The sequence below is a fragment of the Motiliproteus sp. genome, from assembly GCF_965230735.1.
In the GTDB taxonomy this organism is placed as follows: domain Bacteria; phylum Pseudomonadota; class Gammaproteobacteria; order Pseudomonadales; family Balneatricaceae; genus Motiliproteus.
Genome location: NZ_OZ246016.1, coordinates 396,196 through 413,362, shown reverse-complemented (window position 1 = coordinate 413,362; position 17,167 = coordinate 396,196). Strand labels below are relative to the sequence as shown.

Here is a 17,167-nt window from a genome sequence, read left to right as displayed (position 1 = left end):
GCCCCTCGTAAACTCGATTATTATTGTCGGAGGTTGAAACGGCGATACTACTGAAAACCGGCTGGGCGGCATATGGGACGATCGGCTAAGGACAACGTGTAACTCGCCGCTCGAACCCAGTGGACGCACCTTAGCCCGAAGGCTAGGGCCGTTCAAGCGATTAATGATGACAACTCCATGTATGAGGTGAATACGCCATGTTAGCGATCCGATTGCACCAGTTCGGCGGGGTCGAGCAGTTGCAGGCCGAGCAGCTTGAGTCGCCGGTTCCGGGGGCCGGAGAGGTCCTGATCGATCTGGTCTCGGCCGGGGTCAATCCGATCGATTGGAAAACCCGCGAGGGAGGTGGGGCGGCACCGTTTCAGGGCGAGCCGCCGTTGACGCTGGGCTGGGAGTGCGCCGGCACCGTCCACAGCCTGGGCGAAGGTGTCAGCGGTCTGGCGGTCGGGGATCGGGTCTGCGGGCTACTGAACTTCCCCGAGCCGGGGCGCTGTTACGCCGAGCAGACCCTGGCCAAGCAGGATCAGTTGGCCCGGGTCGCTGATTCGATCGAGCTGGTCGAATGCGGCGGCCTGCCGTTAGCCGGCTTAACCGCCTGGCAGGCGCTGTTCGAGGCCGGCAAGCTGCAACCGGGTCAGCGGGTGCTGATCTTGGCCGCGGCCGGTGGCGTCGGTCATCTGGCGGTGCAGTTGGCCAAGTGGAAGGGCGCCGAGGTGATCGGCACCGCTTCGGCGGCCAATCGCGAGTTTCTGCAGCAACTGGGCTGCGATCGGGTGATCGACTATCGCAACGAGGAGGTCACCGAACTGATCCGTGACGTAGATCTGATTCTCGACGGCATGGGTGGTCAGACCGGGGTCGATGTACTGGCTTGCCTGAAACCGGGTGGCGTATCGGTGACGCTGCCGTCGGTGACCGCCGCGCAGGTGATCGAGGCGGCCGAGGCTCGCGGCTGCGAGGCGCTGTCGGTTCGGGTCTCGCCCAACGGTGAGCAACTGGCCCAACTACTGGCGTTGGTTGAACAGGGAGCGCTGCGGCTGGCGGTGGATAAGATCGTGCCGCTACGCCAGGTGGCACAAGCCCATCAGCACAGCGAGAGCGGCCGGACTCGCGGCAAAATCATCCTGCGAGTCTAAGCCTTGCGTGACGGCGTCAGTCGAGGCTGATGCCGATATTGCTGACCCCGTCGTTGGCGGCTTGGGTGCGGATCTTGTCCAGCGTCGCCGCATCGGGGCTGGCTTTTTGCAGCAGTTGATCGATCAGGCTTTCCTGGAACTCCAGCTCCTGTTCGATCAGCTCGTGGGTGTTGATAAAGCGGACCAACTGCTCGTCGGAAAGCTCGGCATCGGCGATCAGCTCCAGGTAGGTCTCGATCCCCTGCAGTGACAGCTGGCTGGTCTGGCGCGCGTCCTGGTGGGATGCTTCGACCATCTGGTTGAGGGTGGTGATCAGCGCCACACAGGTGTCCAGCGCCGGGTAGACTCCGTACATGTCGAATTCTTCCGGATCGGGAACGACCGCATCGACCTTCTCCATCTGGGTCTCGAAGTTGACCGCACCACAACGGTTGCAGAGCCGATCCCAGATTTTGTCCAGCGCCGTGCGCAGGGTCTGGGTATTGCCGAACTCGGCTACCTGGGAAAACAACGCATAGTTGGGCAGCAGGCGCTCGCTGATTGCGGCGCAGAAGGCCGACAACTGCTGGTCATTGAGTTGCTTTAGTCGTGGGCTTGGCTGGTTAGCGTCCATCGGGCTCTCCGGTTCGGGTATCGCGCCGGCACAGCCGGACAGGTTGTATTGGCGATCAGCTGGGTTAACGGCGGCAGATTCGCTTTGTTGAGTCGGGTTTTATCCCGTTGCATCGAGTCCTGAGCGAATCAGCCCGGATCCGCTTCCGTCTCGACTTCGGGTTCTCCCAGCATCCAGCCGTCCAGCCGGGCTTGAAGCTGTTCGATGCCGGCGCGTTTCAGCGCTGAGAAGGTCTGTACGCTGACCAGATCGCCCAACTCCTGGCGCAGTTCTTTGCGTAGTTTCAGCTGGGTACTCTGGGCCGGCCCTTTTTTAAGCTTATCGGCTTTGGTCAGCAGGATATGCAGCGGCATCTGTGACTCGCGGCACCAATCGACCATCATCCGGTCAAACTCTTTCATCGGATGGCGAATATCCATCACCAAGACGACTCCCTGCAGGCACTGTCGCTTCTGCAGGTACTCGTCCAGGTGTTTCTGCCAGTGCTGCTTCATCGCCACCGGTACCTTGGCGTAGCCGTAACCGGGTAGGTCGACCAGCTTGCAGCCGGGCTGGCTCAGCTCGAAAAAATTGATCAGCTGGGTACGCCCCGGGGTTTTCGAGGTGCGGGCCAGCTTCGAGTTGTTGGTCAGGGCATTGATGGCACTGGATTTACCGGCGTTTGAGCGACCGGCAAAGGCGACTTCGGCTCCGCTATCTTGCGGGCACTGGTGAAGTTTAGCGGCGCTGATCAAGAACCGGGCGCTGTTATAGGAGATCCGGGAAGTGGTCATAGACTTAAGTTTGCTGCGGTGCGGAGGGGGTTCGTTCCCGTTTGGTCGGGGATTGGTATATAATGCCGAAAATTTTGCCCTGTGGGTAGCTCCTTGGGTGCCCGTCGGGTATCTGGACCAGCATAAGAAAGCGCCCGCAACCTTGCTTCGGCGACCGTGGTAAAGGCTAACGAATTTACTATTACAACTTACTTAATTGGACCGTTCGATGAAAAAACTTCTGATCCCTTTAATTGTCTCTCTTGGTTTCTCCGGTGCAGTCATGGCGCAAGGCGATGCGGCTGCAGGCGAGGGTAAAGCAGCGGTCTGCTTCGGCTGCCACGGCCCTGACGGCAACAGCATTGGCCCGACCTTCCCGAAACTGGCTGGCCAGCATGAAAACTACCTGACCAAGCAGCTCAAGGACATCAAGACCGGTGTTCGTCCGAGCCCGCTGATGATCGGTTTCGCGGCCGGCTTGTCCGACCAGGACATGGCGGACCTGAGCGCGTTCTTCGCCAAGTTTGACGCCAGCAAGGGCCCGGTTGCCGACGAAGCACTGGTTGCCAAGGGCAAAGAGATCTACAACGCCGGTATTCAGAGCAAAGGTGTTGCCGCCTGTGCCGCATGCCATGCCCCTGACGGCAACGGTAACGGCCTGGCCAACTTCCCGGCGGTCCGTGGTCAGTACGCCATGTACGTTGATGGCCAGCTGAAGGCCTTCCGCAGCGGCGCTCGTGCCAACGATCCGGCCAAGATGATGCGTGACACCGCAGGCAAGCTGAGCGATGCCGACATCGCCGCGGTATCTGCCTACATCGAATCCATGTAAGGTATTCGAGTTCAACAAAGGGCAGCCTAGGCTGCCCTTTTTTATTGCCTGTTCTATTTTGTCCGTTCTGTTGAGCAAGGGCCCCGCTGGTGATTGAGAATCCGACCGGACTGCAACGATTGATCGGCTGGATGATGCTGAGCGCCGTGCTGTTGTCGGTGGCCGCCGGTCTGGGTTGGCTACCCGGCTTCTATTCCGGCGGGTTGGCCTGGTGTTGCGGGCTGCTGCTGTTCGGTCGGGTAGGTGGCTTTCTGCGACTGCAGGTGTTGTGTATCTTTTTGATCGGTTGTGCGGCGCTCTGGTGGGGCCTGGATGGGCGTGAGCTGCCCTGGGCCAAGCTGTTGGCCACCAATCAGATCCTGATTGCGATGCTGATTGCCGTGAGCTTCCTGCGCCTGGTCACCGCGTTGCGGGCCGATCCGCAGGAGCAACTGCCGATGGGGCGGGGGGCGCTCTGGCGGACCCTGCTGGGGGTGCATCTGTTCGGTGCGGTGATCAATATGTCGACCCTGCAGATCGTTGGCGAGCGCTTGTCGCGTCGCCAGCCTTTGACGCCGCAGCAGGGCGTGCTGTTATCGCGGGGCTTTGCGCTGGCTTCGCTCTGGTCACCATTCTTTGTCGCCATGGGCGTGGCGCTGACCCATGCCGATGGGGCGCAACTGGAAACGCTGTCGCTGGCCGGGCTTCCGGCGGCGGCGGTGGCGCTGTTGGTGGCCGGTATCGGTCTCAGTCGGCATCCGGGTGTGACGAGTCAGGCCGGTTATCCGATCCACTTTGAAGCCCTGTGGCTGCCGCTACTGTTGGCGGTGCTGGTTTTTGGCGCCAGGGGGCTCTGGCCCGACGTACCGGTGTTGAGCTGGGTGTCGCTACTGTCGTTACTGCTCTGTCTACTGGTCCTTGTGCTGCGCAGCGGAACCCAACGCTTGGCATCGATGCGTCGTCATGTCGAAGCGCAACTGCCCACCATGGGAGGCGAGTTGGCTCTGTTTCTGGCCGCCGGCGTGTTGACGGTTGGATTGGCGCAGGTGGTTGAGCGCAGTGGCTTCGACTGGCCGCTGCAGCAGTTCGGCCCCTGGCAAGCCTGGGGACTGCTGTGGATGATCCTGGTTGCCGCGGTGATGGGAATTCATCCGCTGATCAGCATCGCCACCTCGGGAGGCATCCTGGCCCCCCAGGTGCAGGATCCGAACCTGTTGGGGATGACCTTCCTGATGGGCTGGGCGGTCGGCATCATCGCCTCGCCGGTGTCCGGCACCCACCTGACACTGCAGGCCCGCTTCGGCCTGTCGGCATTCGGCTTTCCCCGCTGGAACCTAGGCTTTGTACTGCAGCTGATGCTGATCTGCCTGCTCGCGTTGCACGGCTACGCCTGGTTCCGCGCGGGCTGAGTATTGCCGACGCGAGACCATCTTTTCGTTCGGAAGCAGGGGGGACCTATCAAGGGCTTTTTTCCCAGCGCAGGACTGCGCTATTCTGAAGTGATGAACAGACAGCGCGCAAAATTCGGTACCACCAAGCGGAAACGCTTGGCGCTGCATATCCCCGAGCCGGTCTACGAGGCACTGCCTTACGTTTACGCCTGCCTAGGTGTCGGGCTGTTGTATCTGCTGGATTCCGGAGTGATGGCGGTGATGGGGTTTGTGCTGCTGGTCTCCGCCGGGCTGATCGTCTACATGCGTAACAGCGCCCGAAAGCGTGCCTATCAGGCACGTTTGCGGAAAAAACAGCGGGACTGGATGGATTCATAGCGTCGATATGCTTGCCGTCCCTGACGCGCCTGAGTATCATACGCGCTCTCTTCTGCGCACCCGTAGCTCAGCTGGATAGAGTAGCAGGTTCCGATCCTGTTGGTCGGGGGTTCGAATCCCTCCGGGTGCGCCATACCTTTTCAGACAACCTATTGATTCCAAAGGCTTGTCTGGTAGATTCCTCTGCGTAACGGTATCACTTTTGGTTTCACACATACCAAGGTGACATGCCGTGCCTCGCTTGATACATCGCTCTGGACCCATCTCTGTGACTGTACGACATCTTTGGCAGAAGCATCCCGAAGGCCCTTTCTACTACAGGCGTCGAGTTCCCAAGGAGCTTGTCCCTGCTGTTGGCAAAACATACATCGTTGAAGCGCTGCGAACACGTGACAAGACGTTGGCAGCAAAGCGCATCCTGATGCTTACTCGCAGGGACGATGAGCAGTGGTTTCGGATGCGTAGTGGGTTGGTGCCTGAAGGTGACCGAGAGAAAGCCGAAGATCTACTGGGGAGTCATGGGCTCGCACCGATACCTTTTGCCGAGCAGTGGGACAAGGAAATCAACTACGACGTATTTATTGAACGGATGGAGCGGAAGGTGCCGGGTGACGAGCATCCGTCTGATCATCTTGATAGTCATGAGCTGCGGGCGCTGGACATCCTTAAGGGCAGCGAGACATACACCTTAGCGGATGCCAAGCGTGTCTACCTGAAGAAGCGTGACTGCCTAGAAGTCAGACCTGACAACCGTAAGACGCGCAACATGGTCGACAGCGCCTTCGATCTGGTGTTCGACAACCTTGGTGACCGCGACATTACGAAGTACCGTCGGCGTGATGTGTCGGAGGTGATACAGATCGCGTTGGCTGCAGGCCTGAAAACGACCAGCGTTAGACGTCGGCTCAGCGTTGTACGTGCTGCGATCAACGACCTTGTGCGGGAGTACGAAGTCGATGATATCCAGCGTAACCCCTTCGCTGACTTCGAGATACCGAAGCTGGGAGAGGATTCGGATGAGCGCTCATCGCTTGATGCCAAGCAGGTGCAGGCAATCAGAACCTACATCGCTGAGAAGGATAGTGACACCGCCAACATCATCGGCATGCTTCTGGATACCGGTGCCCGTATCGCTGAGGTCGTAGGTCTGTGGAGCGATGACGTGGTACTGGATGCCGATGTTCCGCACATCGTTCTGCACAAGAACCCGTTGCGACGGCTAAAGACGAAAGCCTCGGTGCGCAAACTACCGTTGGTCGGTGATGCTCTGGCGTGCGCTAAGCGAGCAATGAAGGCCTCCGCTGGCGATCAGCACCTGTTCTCTCGCTACATGTCGACAGGTGGTGTCAAGAACGACGCGGCGTCAGCTGCTGTTAACAAGGTGCTCAAGCGGCTGGAATGCGAGACAGCTCACTGGTTAAGACACACGATGAGAACAAGGTTGCGTAACGCTGACGTACCAGAGCCACGAGCCAAGGAAATACAGGGCTGGAGCCGTGAGTCGATAGCTGAGCAATACGGTGAACAGACAGCTCTGCGGAACCTGCAGGCAGACCTGTTAAAGACGCTGAGCTGATCTTCAAGGAAACGAGTTGAGGTCGATAATTCACAAAAATGTGTGAGGCCTTTAGTGTGTACCCACTTTCCAATTTACCCCCTGTGGGCTGCCCTTAACCGTCAAGAGCATATTTCTGGTGGAGCGAGGCGGACAAAAAAAGCCCTGCCTGGTAAGGGCAGAGCTTTGGCTAGACACTCACGCGTCGCTTACTTGCGCTTCTTTACTTTGATCCGAAACGCTTTCTTACCGTATTTGGCAGCAACCAACACCTTGCCATTCTTCAGTCGAATGGTCTTGGTGAAGATGTACTCAAAGCCGTCTTCCAGTGTGCTCATGGGATTCCCCTTCGCATAGGCAGCGTGAGAACTGGAAGTGGCCGATGGATTGCGACTGGGCGCTAATCGGTCTAAACTGCTCGGGTATCCCGCTATTGATACATAGAGCAGTTTCCAGAGAGATGCGTCGTGCCTTGTTCACCGCAGCTCTTTTGAACTCTCGGAAGGTGGTTAGAGTTGGCGCTCTAATCGCCTTTTTTATTTTCCCTGCTTGAACTTCCTCAACCTATTGTTAGCTGCACTGTGGCTCACACCGAAAGTCGTGCTGATCCAATACTCGGTAGACCCGTGTGGAAGCAAACGTTGATCGATCAAAAACTCACTGGCAAAAGTATCGGCCTGCCACTCGGAGTCTTCATAGACCTTGTGCTCTCCTGTCGTCCCTCTTGCATAACTAGCTTGGCCTTGGTGCATCCACAAATGACCTAACTCATGTGCAATAGTGAAGCGACAATGCCCATCACCAGCGTGAGCCCTATCGTAGATACTCCGCTTGATCCGCATGAAGCCCTGATCAGGGTAAGAGACAGCTTCTTCTTCCCCCAGTACATGGTCCTCGACAACCTCAAAATCCATGAAGCCCACTTCTTGTAAGGCTTCCAACAAGGCCGTCACCTTTACATAAGGCTGCCGTTGACCTATTGCGTCACGAAACTCCTGAGCCTTTGCGCGAATAGCGATCCCGTTAGAGGGGGCAACTTTCTTTCCTAACTTTCGTTTTAACGTAGCCATTAGTAATCATCCCTCTAACAATTCCATCAGTTTCTTCTTCCTGTCGCTGGATAGGTCGTGGTACTTGCGCGCAAATGAAACCGCCAGTTCACGGTCTTGGTCAGCAGTACCCTGCATATTAATTTTCAACGTCGGCTGAGATACTGCAGCAGCATCACGCAGCTCATTGGACTCGTGCGGCTGCAGATTAAAGAAAGCAACCAGTTTTTGAATAAAAGCATCAGTAATGTTTTTGTTCCCCAGCTCAACAGCTGAAGCGTAGGCCGTGCTAACACCGACACCGTCTGCCATGTCCTTTAGCACTACTCCATGGTCGATTCGATACTTACGCACCAAACGCCCAAATAACGTAGCTTTAGTTTTCATGATGGCCTTCCCCCGTGCTCCCTGATGTAACCCCGCAGGAGCTTTTCCCTGCGTGCAGTTTTGAATATAACTCTGATAGGAGAAATATTCAACCAAAAACAGTAGAAAATATGAACTCGTCTTTAAACCCTTCTCTACCGGGCCTTGTCTGCTAACGGCTAGCACGCTCATTTGTGTTCTACTAGGTACACTAGCCTAAGCGCATCATGGTACTCTTCTATGTCGCACATTGTCATTGTGTGATGTAGCCACTCCTTGTGATGTCTGTCTTCGGCTGTTGAATTGCTTTCCTATGTCGCATATCATTACTAGATACGTGATTATGGGATGTAGTGGTTATGAACGAAGTGGAAGCGGTTAAGAAGCGGGAGGACATCCAGTTGGTAGGTCACCTGCTGGAGAAGCATGGCAGCAAAGACTACCGTGACATCTGGGAGCTGGGTATCAACGCGGCACTGCGTATCTCCGACCTACTGAACCTGCGCTATGACGATGTGGTTGGTGTCGAGGAGCTGACACTGATCGAAGGGAAGACCGAGAAGAAACGCAGCATCAAACTGAACTCCAAGGCGCAAGCGATCATTGCTCGGCGGCACGAAGAGAACCCTAGTGATGTATGGCTGTTCCAAGCCAAGGGTAACCGGGCGAAGGGCGCTAGGAAGCCTGTGGACCGCTCCACTGTTGCACGCAAGTTCAAGGAGATCGGTGACATCATCGGCATCGCCCTCGGGACGCACTCGATGCGCAAGACAAGGGGCTACGCAATGTGGTCTGATGGCGTCCCTGTCGAGTTCATCTGCAAGGTCCTCAACCACTCCAGCCCGAGCGTGACGCTGCGTTACATCGGTATCGAGCAGGACGATATCCGCAAGAGCTACGACGACTACGTGCTGTGAGCACGACCATCATCATCGACCACAAGGAATCGCAGTACCCATGGGCAGCCCAGCAGTAGAGGCAACTGACCAAGAAACATCGAACGCCAACAGTCCACAGCGCATCCAGCGGCTGGTGGCAGCGGCGAAGGAACAACAACCGACACACACTCCGATGGCTAGCATCGAGCAGTCTCCTCGCTTCCAGAAACGATCCCCTGACGTTGAGGGCAAGGCCAGACAGGTGGCAATCCGTGACGCTGATAAGGCGATGATGGAGAAGTTCGTGTCTGACTTGGAGAACCCTGAACACACTACCGACCCGGTTACGCTGTGCCGTGTGAATGGGGCATTGATCCTCGTTGATGGTCATCACCGTTTGGACGCATATCGTTTGGCAGGACGTAACGACATCCCCTCCAGAGTGCTAGAAACGACCGAGAGCGAGGCGCATACGCTTGCGTCGGTCATGAATGGATACAGCACCACAGTACCTCGGGGAAACGAGGAGCGGGGAGAGACCGCTTGGCGCGAGGTGCTGGATAAATACGATGGAGAGTCGTGGGAGGATGGTTGGTCCGCACGACAGCTAGCCAAGGTGATGGGGGTCGGCTCCAAGACCGTAGACCGGATGGTCAAAGCTAGAAAGGCGCATGGTGATGGCGCCGATCACATGACATGGAAGCAGGCCCGTGCTTCTGAGTTCGAGCGTGAATACAGCAGTCGTGACAAAGTGGCGGGATGGATCAGCGCCATCGACAAGATCAATGCCCAGAGTGAGCATGAGGTCGAGGTGATCATCGAGTTGGTTCGCCAGTGCAACGAAGTGTACGCAGGGCGTGAGGAGATGGCTGACAAGTTCGCAGCGTATCTCGATGACCCCAAGGCGTTCAGGGACTACCACGACGAAGCGCTGAGCAGCTTCTGATTAACGGACGGTGGACATCGGGTGGCGCTGCGTCACCCTTGATGCGTCATTGACGCAGGCTCTGTGTCTGTCCGCCTCCTCTCCTACCAATTTTACGGATCGAACCATGACAACGAGCTTTCCCCCGCGTATCGGCGGGACCGAGCGTCAGCGCCCTGCGCTCAAGTATGCCAACCCCAAGGGTGAGTGCAGCCGTATCGGCTGTAACAACAGCCTGCGTCGAGCACCTGATGGCTGGTACGGTAGGTTCTGTAATCCTTGCTCTCGGCTGCTGCTGGAGCATGGTGACTTCAACACCACCGTCCCCCGGTTGAAGGACGAGTCGATAGCACTGCTTTATCAGACCACTATGGATGTGGTGCTGGATATGGTCAGAAAGCAAGATCGTGAGATCGCTGGACACGCATGGAGTATCCAGCGCTGTGAGGAGTACGCAGGGCGTCCCGGCATGGGTGACCCTTTGCTGGCGCTACGTAGCGACACGTGGCTGTATCACCATTACATCCATCACAAGCTGAAGACGCAGGAACAGGCGCCGCTGGACGTACTGCTGCACTTGGTGGGTGTCGTAGGGGTGACCCAGCTTGGCCCCCAGTACTTCGCTACGCCAGATCAGATGGACCTGTTCTTGGTGAAGCGGGGCTTGGGTCATGGTCTCCCAAGTATCCGGGTGTCTGCTTCAGGTAAACCAGCGCCTCATGGTCGGTGGTCGATGCGTCGGGCGAGGCTGCTAGCAAGGAAGCTACGAGGTGACTGGGGTCTTGGTCCACAGTCGCAGGGTCGTGTTGCCGAGGAGGTGTTGCGCAGAGTCGGCAGGGGGTGACCCTGCGTCACCATTGTTACGCCTTTGACGCACCTGTGTTCAAACACGATACGGGACACTTTTGGTATCACGCGATCTGTGGATCGGCTGGTGGCTCGTAGGTAAGGCGTGTAGTATCAGTATCTTATGAGTGATGCCGGGTGCGTCAGACACCCTCCGGGTGCGCCACTTTTTCCTTTTCTACGCATATCTTTCAGTTCTCTACTGATCTTTCCGCATGCCTCCGTACCTGGAGGGTGAGAAGCCCCGTGGGTTCGAGCCGAGCGGCCAAGCCGCGACGCAACGACACCTTTTACAGGTGTCGTCTCCGAAGGAGTGAGGAGCGTAGTGACGAATCATCCCTCCGGGTGCGAAGAAGAGAGCGCGTATGATACCTAGGCGCGTGGTCACGTTGTGGTCACAATAGCTTTATCAGTTCCGGAGTGAAGTCGCGCAGATTTCCTGATATTCAGAGAATATTGGTGCTCCGAGTCGAGTTATGTGATCAAAAGTGAATACATGTTCACGGGGGCTAGCATTACACCTTCCAACTAGGCGACCTCTCATGGCTCCTAGCCCGTTCTCGACTTCTACACGATCTCCACAAATAGAGCACTTTGAGACGTAGCTAACGATTCTGAACTCTCTAACTGTTGAACCGTCAGCACGTTTTTTATCAGTGGGAGAGTATTCCAATTGAAGGGTATGTAAGTTACTTGGAACCAATATCGTCGGCGCAACAATGATTCTGTTTGTTATGCACAGATACAGAGGTGAAAACGCTACAAACAATGCTCCTAGTGCCAATGATGTGTTTAGGAGAGTACTTAACAGCCCAAAAACGCTGGTCTGAGCTGTCAGGCTGAAAAGGCCTGCAATAGAAATTATCGTGCCTAGGATGATGGCAACTAGAACTGTGCCCGTAAGAGCATGGAATTTTAATCCAGTAGCATCAAATCCGTTGATTAAACGTGCTAGCCGATTGTGTTTCTTGATGTTTTCAAGGGAGTAGCGGATATAACCTTCTGGTACTTCTGAGGCCTTCACCACGCTTTTTGTGTCAGCTATAACAGGTTGAACTTTGTAGCGGCTGAGATTGCCTGAGCCGCCTCCTGTTTCTAGTTGAACGATGACCGGCCGGTACTTGAGATTGTATTCTGTAGCGATCTCGTTGAGCTTGTCTTGATGCTCATCTAGGCGAACAATCGCCTTTTTTATGTTTCTCTTTAAACGCTTTCCCTCATCAAGAGCGTCAGCGTCATCAGCCAAATCTTGCCAAGTAAACACAACAGCTTCGTCGTTTGATCCATCTTGTCTGGAGCCATGGGCAAAGATCCGTTTCAAGACGTCGTATGGCTGTGTGTGGGCGCTGGGGCCGTCATACTCCTCTATGAACTTGGCTCCACATTTAATGGCGCTATGTGACTGATTTACTTCCATTTAAAACCTCACCTAACGGTTATGTCCCTGTTTGGTGTCTGAAATCCTACCACGTGAATCTGTGTAATGGCTCTGCACTTTAACGAGATTGATTGAGGAGCTTTGAAATGTGCAGAGATGAAGAAATAGACCTCAGTTTGGGCATTAAAAATGGTGCATTGGTTTTTATTGATGAGGTTGAAAGGGGGCTCGATTGTGGATGTTGTTGCCCTCATTGTGGTGGTCGTTTGATAGCGAAGAAGGGGGAGGTGAATCAACACCATTTTGCCCATTACCAAGTGGAAAACTGTGGAGCCGGCTTGGAGACAGCTTTACACCTTCTTGGCAAAGAAATTCTGCAGACTGAGGGCTGTTTGCAACTTCCAGGGAAGACTAAGGCTTCGAGTTTGGCTGACATCGAACTTGAGAGACGGAGGTTTGGGTATGTCGCAGACGTTGGAGCAACGCTGAAGGCTACAGGAGAGGAGATCGACATTGAGATTAAAGTCACTCATGGCGTCGATGAAAGGAAGGTTGCCAAAGTCGTTACTAACAAGGCGCTGATGGCTGAAATCGACCTTTCGGGGCTGCTCAAGTTAGGGAGTATCAATCGAGAGACAGTGACAGCGGCAGTTTTGTGGGATGCACCCCGAATGTGGGTAGATGAGATTGAAGATAGCTTGTTAATTCAAAGGGATGAAGAAATGGCGAATAAACATCTAGTTTGTGGTTTTAAGTCTGCGAGCGGTTACTCACGGAAGAACCAGCGAAACTTCGAATTCTCAGTGCTTTATGTTTTGGTGGAGGTGTCTGATAGATCTAGCCCTAATTACCAGATTCACGGTGCTGGCGGATTCGAAAAAATTGAGAATATACCGATGGTTTTTTCTGGCGCGTTGGCAGAAAAACTGGAGCAGATAGAGTTTCCAGTATGGGCGGAAGTCTGCTTGGAAACTCACTTGATAAAGGGGCGACCTAAAGCACTAGTGAGCGATGTGATTCTATAAGTCGAATAGCCCCGCGAAAGCGGGGTTATTAATTAAGTGGTTTGGCTACCTGTGGCTCCAAGTGCTCTGCCGCCCACTTGTAGCCAGACCAATAATCGCAAATCCATAATAGCTGTTGAATCGCTGTCAAAATCTCCTCTAATTTATCAAAATTAGGGGGAGAGCTTCCTTTATGAACGATTCTATTTCGGATCGCCACCGCGTCATCGATTGATTTCACTAAACCAACTTTTCGGTCTGGAATGAAAAGAGGCTCATGGGAGTGAAGCAGGGCCGGAAAGTATTCCACTAGCATTTTGGTCAGTGGAGGAGATTGGAGTTCATCTAGTAGCCATGTAGCCTGTGGGCACTTATTAGCAATAACGGATTTCACGGCGACTTCTGCAGCAGATACTGCGATAAGTATTGAGCTTCTTGGGCTTTTGTTCTGCAGTTCGATCGCTTCTCTTAGCAGCTCATGACTGAGCGGCTCTTGCTCCTTTGCAGCAACCATTTTGCAGATTTGGTCGGTGTTAATGCGATCCACAGCCAAGCGCTCGTTAGACATGGAAATAAGTCTAATGTGCCAGTCATTAGGCAAGGGTGTCCAGGTGGCCCCTTCATCAACAGAGCACCAAAGGCTCTGGGAGCTGACAGGGGAAGAGGGGCCGCGAAGAGAGAGCCGCCACCGTAACAGCTTGGCTATGTCCGTTCCTATCGAAGATAGCTCCGAATAGACTGACCTAACATAGGATACGAAGGGATTGGGGTAGTAACTTAATCCCCAGCACGGGCCGTCATGGGCAATCAGTTCTTCTGGTTCAGTAGCTTTTGTACCTTCCTGTGGGCGTTTGCCTTCAAAGAATGCTTCGAAGACAGGCGCTGCCTTCCTTGTCAGGGGGCGTGCTGAATACACCGTGATAACCGTATCTCGTACGCTTTGTTGGGTTCTACGGTCTTTTCTGACAACATCCGTGAGAATTGCGTGAATGTTGTGCTCGCCTCCGATATTGAACTCGGTGGAGGTATTGTGTGATATGTCTATGTCTCTGAGTGTGTAAGTAAGTCTGAATGAGAGTTTTTTCATTCAATAGATCCGCTAGGAATTCACGAGCAACTGAAAAATGACAGGTTAGGATACCTTGGCTTCGATAAGCAATAATCTTGGAGTGTGGAGAAGTTGCCATTAGAGTTGGGTCAATTTCGAATGGTGAGCAACAAATCACGACACCGTTGTTCACCCAGAGGGGAAGAATGATGGGGAGTCAGTAATTACACTGGCTCCCCTTTGTCATTAAGCAGTCCATCTGATAGATGTGAGTGTTTGGTCACACTGTGGTCACACCAATCAGGCTTCTTCGAGTAGAGCCTCTGTCTCCGAAGGCATTGGAGTTTGCTCAATCGTTTTAGGTCTGCTGATTGGTTTAGGTGGCGAAGGTTGCCAAGGCTTCAAGTGTTGACCAACCAAGTCGTAGAAATCTCGGGCAACAATTTCAAGGTCTTCAATAAAGGTCTTTGATCCTGAAAATCGAACCGCGGAATCTTGAATCAACAGCACCTCAAATGCTGTTGGGGCGTGTTTTGGGTTAGCACACTGAATGCGGTTTGGATCTTCTCTAAGCTCAGATAATAAGCAGCTAGTGTCGTCGATCACTGATGGCCAGGACGCTTTGACGATTATGCGTCCTTGGGTGTCGTCCTCTTTTAGCATTCTGAGAAGCCAATTCACGCGGGCAGATGTCGACTTCTTATCTTGTGGGGCTTTCAGACGCATTGATGCGCTTATGGATCTTGTAGGCAAGTTTGCTTCAATTCGCATATCTGAAGCAGCGTCAGGAATCTGAAGGATGGTGAATAGCCTGTTGTTATCGCAAAAATCAGCGATTCGATGTTTTAATCGAGCAACAGGGTCATCTTTTACCTTCCGATCCATTTTGAGCTGAACGTTTTTTCCGATGTGTTTGGACATTAATAGAACAATATCGCGCTGTTCTTGCAGCCATGCACCAACTGTATCCTCCACGTCCTGACTGGTTTTCAATAGCTTGATTTGGGAAACAGCATCTTTCACGATCTGCTTCCATGCTTTGTTCATTTGGCTGAAGCCTTCAACACCTGTCGAAGAGTGATCGAGGAATCTAACAAATTCATTCAGCATGAATGATTGCTCTTTATCATCCACTGCATTGTTCGACTTGATGACTTCAGCTTCCGATTGAATCCAAGCCCAGGGCCAATGATACAGTTGAACCTTTCTTAACTGGTTCTTTGTTAGATGAACGGGATGGTGGTCTGCGCGAGCAACCATCTGATTAGAAACGGTTATTACTGCATCTATATTGTGCTCTCTGGCAAGCCCCACGTATCGAGCTACTTGGTCTTCTGAAAGAATCGCTTTACCAATTTTGGCCTCAATAAGAGCAGTCCAAGTGTTCTTTCCGTTAGTGATTTGCAGAAGAGCATCGGGCCGGTCTTTATTATTGTCCGGGTTACTTAGGATAACTTCTGTCCAAGCTTCGATTTTTGCTCTGGTCCCCAGTCGATAGTTACAACTAGCTAGAAGGCTTTTAGACAGAGCCGGTATTTGCGTCATCATCGCAAGGCAAACAGAAAGAATTCGCGCTTCTTTACTGCTTTCGGCAACTACTGGGATAAGGCAGACTTCCTCTCCCTGGACGATGAAGTCTGGCTTCATATCGCTTCACTCCTTTGATGCATTTAGTCTTCCAGTATAGACACGAATTTTAATTCTTGATGTTTGGCTTACACGTTCGGTGTTTGTAACGAACTGTTATGTAGGTGTTTTTGCCCCAGCGCTACTATTTCGAGGTTGCCAGGGAGCGCTTGCTCGATCAGATCCGTTTGCGGCTGGAAAAATACCGCCTGCCGGACTATCTCCAATAGGAGAGGGTTGGGAGGTAATGGTGATGGATAAGATCCTGATTCAGCGGGGCCAAGATCAGATCCCGCGACGTTGGTTTCTGGCGCTTGGTGGCGCCGGTCTATTGGGCGCTTATGGGTGGTCGAAAGAGGTACAGGGGGAGGAGACCATCGTTCAGCCGGTGGGAGCAGATGACCAGGGCTTTATCGCAAGGGCCTTTGAGATGCGGCAGCTGGCGATCGAGAAGGGCGATCAGCCCTATGGCGCAGTGGTGGTACTCGATGGGCGGATCGTCGGCCAGTCCTGGAGCCGGGTGTTGTTGGATCATGATCCGACCGGTCATGCCGAAATGGCGGCGATCCGCGACGCGGGGCGCCGTCTTCAGCGCTCAAGTCTCAGCGGCGCCGTGCTCTACTTCTCTTCGCGCCCCTGCCCGATGTGTGAAGCTGCGGCCGCCTGGGCCGGAATCGACGATATGGTTTACGGCCGCGCTGCCGAACGGGCGGGGCGTCCCCATCTTTGCGGGTAGATTGATGCGGATTCTGATAACAGCGCTGTTGCTATTGAGCAGTTTGTTTAACGTCGCCGTTGGCGAGCCAGCGGCGGCCGAGCGGGCCGACTATCTCCGGGCGGCGGCACAGAATAATATTCCTCAACTGCAGCGCGCACTGGCGTTGGGTATCCCGGTGGACAGCCGGGATAAGCGGGGTCGCACCGCGCTGTTGATCGCCACCCACCACAACGCCGTTGAATCGGCCCGGCTGCTGATCGACGCCGGTGCCGATGTGAATGCCAAGGATGATCTGCAGGACAGCCCCTACCTGTATGCCGGTGCCGAAGGGCGATTGGCGATCCTCAAAATGACCGTGGCCGCCGGGGCCGATTTGCGCAGTGTGAACCGATACGGTGGCACCGCGTTGACCCCCGCCGCCCATCACGGCCATATCGAGGTGGTGCGCTACCTGCTAACCACCAAGATCGATATCGATCAGATCAACCACCTGGGTTGGACGGCTCTGCTGGAAGCGGTGATTCTGGGGGATGGCGGGCCCACCTACCAGCAGATCGTCGCGCTGTTGGTGGCGGCCGGTGCCGACCGCTCCATCGCTGATCCGCAGGGGCGTACCGCACTGGATAACGCCCGTATGCGAGACTATTCGGAGCTTATCGAGCTGCTCCAGGATTGATGACCAGCAGCTACCCC

At 54.5% G+C, this 17,167-nt stretch carries 19 protein-coding genes, 1 tRNA gene and 1 other RNA gene; 13 read left to right on the top strand and 8 right to left on the bottom strand.

Going from position 1 to position 17,167, the window contains the following annotated elements; genetic code table 11:
* Positions 1-197: 197 nt before the first annotated feature.
* Complete coding sequence (locus ACO05M_RS01970; protein WP_421867068.1) at positions 198-1,136, top strand: NADP-dependent oxidoreductase; 939 nt, start codon at positions 198-200, stop codon at positions 1,134-1,136.
* A gap of 16 nt (positions 1,137-1,152) precedes the next feature.
* Here the strand turns inward: ACO05M_RS01970 and ACO05M_RS01965 are convergent, their stop codons facing one another.
* Positions 1,153-1,749, bottom strand: coding sequence for a YjaG family protein (locus ACO05M_RS01965; protein ID WP_421867066.1), 597 nt, complete (start codon positions 1,747-1,749; stop codon positions 1,153-1,155).
* 128 nt (positions 1,750-1,877) lie between these two features.
* Complete coding sequence (yihA, locus tag ACO05M_RS01960) at positions 1,878-2,522, bottom strand: ribosome biogenesis GTP-binding protein YihA/YsxC (RefSeq protein WP_114696949.1); 645 nt, start codon at positions 2,520-2,522, stop codon at positions 1,878-1,880.
* A 208-nt stretch (positions 2,523-2,730) separates the two neighbouring features.
* On the opposite strand from yihA, the gene ACO05M_RS01955 reads away from it, so the two are divergent.
* The 5 genes from ACO05M_RS01955 (at position 2,731) to ACO05M_RS01935 (ending at position 6,657) form a co-directional block, all read left to right on the top strand.
* On the top strand, positions 2,731-3,333 hold the full coding sequence (locus ACO05M_RS01955) for a c-type cytochrome (protein WP_114696950.1): 603 nt from the start codon (positions 2,731-2,733) through the stop codon (positions 3,331-3,333).
* Positions 3,334-3,422: 89 nt separating this feature from the next.
* Entirely contained in the window at positions 3,423-4,721 is a 1,299-nt protein-coding gene (locus tag ACO05M_RS01950; RefSeq protein WP_421867064.1) for a hypothetical protein, read from the top strand.
* A 90-nt stretch (positions 4,722-4,811) separates the two neighbouring features.
* Complete coding sequence (locus tag ACO05M_RS01945) at positions 4,812-5,081, top strand: hypothetical protein (protein ID WP_421867062.1); 270 nt, start codon at positions 4,812-4,814, stop codon at positions 5,079-5,081.
* Between the two features lie 56 nt (positions 5,082-5,137).
* Positions 5,138-5,214, top strand: a tRNA-Arg gene (locus tag ACO05M_RS01940).
* 99 nt (positions 5,215-5,313) lie between these two features.
* Positions 5,314-6,657 (top strand): tyrosine-type recombinase/integrase, encoded by a 1,344-nt coding sequence (locus ACO05M_RS01935; protein ID WP_421867061.1) that lies wholly within the window; start codon positions 5,314-5,316, stop codon positions 6,655-6,657.
* A gap of 188 nt (positions 6,658-6,845) precedes the next feature.
* Here ACO05M_RS01935 and ACO05M_RS01930 read toward each other — a convergent pair whose 3' ends face one another.
* The 3 genes from ACO05M_RS01930 to ACO05M_RS01920 form a co-directional block, all read right to left on the bottom strand.
* Positions 6,846-6,974 carry a hypothetical protein gene (locus ACO05M_RS01930; protein ID WP_421867060.1) on the bottom strand — a complete coding sequence of 43 codons (129 nt, stop codon included), beginning with the start codon at positions 6,972-6,974 and terminating at the stop codon, positions 6,846-6,848.
* A 198-nt stretch (positions 6,975-7,172) separates the two neighbouring features.
* Positions 7,173-7,706 carry an ImmA/IrrE family metallo-endopeptidase gene (locus tag ACO05M_RS01925; RefSeq protein WP_421867059.1) on the bottom strand — a complete coding sequence of 178 codons (534 nt, stop codon included), beginning with the start codon at positions 7,704-7,706 and terminating at the stop codon, positions 7,173-7,175.
* A gap of 6 nt (positions 7,707-7,712) precedes the next feature.
* Positions 7,713-8,072, bottom strand: coding sequence for a helix-turn-helix domain-containing protein (locus ACO05M_RS01920; RefSeq protein WP_421867058.1), 360 nt, complete (start codon positions 8,070-8,072; stop codon positions 7,713-7,715).
* A 338-nt stretch (positions 8,073-8,410) separates the two neighbouring features.
* Here ACO05M_RS01920 and ACO05M_RS01915 point away from each other — a divergent pair, with 338 nt between their 5' ends.
* The 4 genes from ACO05M_RS01915 (at position 8,411) to ACO05M_RS01900 (ending at position 11,053) form a co-directional block, all read left to right on the top strand.
* A complete protein-coding gene (locus ACO05M_RS01915; RefSeq protein ID WP_421867057.1) occupies positions 8,411-8,968 on the top strand; it encodes a tyrosine-type recombinase/integrase in 558 nt (185 codons plus the stop codon).
* Positions 8,969-9,008: 40 nt separating this feature from the next.
* On the top strand, positions 9,009-9,875 hold the full coding sequence (locus tag ACO05M_RS01910) for a ParB N-terminal domain-containing protein (RefSeq protein ID WP_421867055.1): 867 nt from the start codon (positions 9,009-9,011) through the stop codon (positions 9,873-9,875).
* Positions 9,876-9,981: 106 nt separating this feature from the next.
* A complete protein-coding gene (locus ACO05M_RS01905) occupies positions 9,982-10,698 on the top strand; it encodes a hypothetical protein (RefSeq protein WP_421867053.1) in 717 nt (238 codons plus the stop codon).
* Between the two features lie 216 nt (positions 10,699-10,914).
* A non-coding RNA gene (locus tag ACO05M_RS01900) (RtT sRNA) lies at positions 10,915-11,053 on the top strand.
* Between the two features lie 56 nt (positions 11,054-11,109).
* Here the strand turns inward: ACO05M_RS01900 and ACO05M_RS01895 are convergent.
* Positions 11,110-12,117: a hypothetical protein gene (locus ACO05M_RS01895; protein WP_421867051.1), complete on the bottom strand. Its 1,008-nt coding sequence runs from the start codon at positions 12,115-12,117 to the stop codon at positions 11,110-11,112.
* A 107-nt stretch (positions 12,118-12,224) separates the two neighbouring features.
* On the opposite strand from ACO05M_RS01895, the gene ACO05M_RS01890 reads away from it, so the two are divergent.
* The gene (locus ACO05M_RS01890) at positions 12,225-13,103 is read left to right on the top strand and encodes a competence protein CoiA family protein (protein WP_421867050.1); all 879 of its coding nucleotides are present in this window, start codon (positions 12,225-12,227) and stop codon (positions 13,101-13,103) included.
* 28 nt (positions 13,104-13,131) lie between these two features.
* Here ACO05M_RS01890 and ACO05M_RS01885 read toward each other — a convergent pair whose 3' ends face one another.
* Positions 13,132-14,169, bottom strand: coding sequence for a hypothetical protein (locus ACO05M_RS01885; RefSeq protein ID WP_421867048.1), 1,038 nt, complete (start codon positions 14,167-14,169; stop codon positions 13,132-13,134).
* A 261-nt stretch (positions 14,170-14,430) separates the two neighbouring features.
* Complete coding sequence (locus tag ACO05M_RS01880; RefSeq protein ID WP_421867046.1) at positions 14,431-15,777, bottom strand: hypothetical protein; 1,347 nt, start codon at positions 15,775-15,777, stop codon at positions 14,431-14,433.
* A 232-nt stretch (positions 15,778-16,009) separates the two neighbouring features.
* Between ACO05M_RS01880 and ACO05M_RS01875 the strand changes: the two genes are divergently transcribed.
* Together ACO05M_RS01875 and ACO05M_RS01870 are read left to right on the top strand one after the other, a co-directional pair.
* Positions 16,010-16,492: a nucleoside deaminase gene (locus ACO05M_RS01875; protein ID WP_421867044.1), complete on the top strand. Its 483-nt coding sequence runs from the start codon at positions 16,010-16,012 to the stop codon at positions 16,490-16,492.
* Between the two features lie 4 nt (positions 16,493-16,496).
* Positions 16,497-17,150 carry an ankyrin repeat domain-containing protein gene (locus ACO05M_RS01870; RefSeq protein ID WP_421867042.1) on the top strand — a complete coding sequence of 218 codons (654 nt, stop codon included), beginning with the start codon at positions 16,497-16,499 and terminating at the stop codon, positions 17,148-17,150.
* The last annotated feature ends 17 nt before the right edge of the window (positions 17,151-17,167 follow it).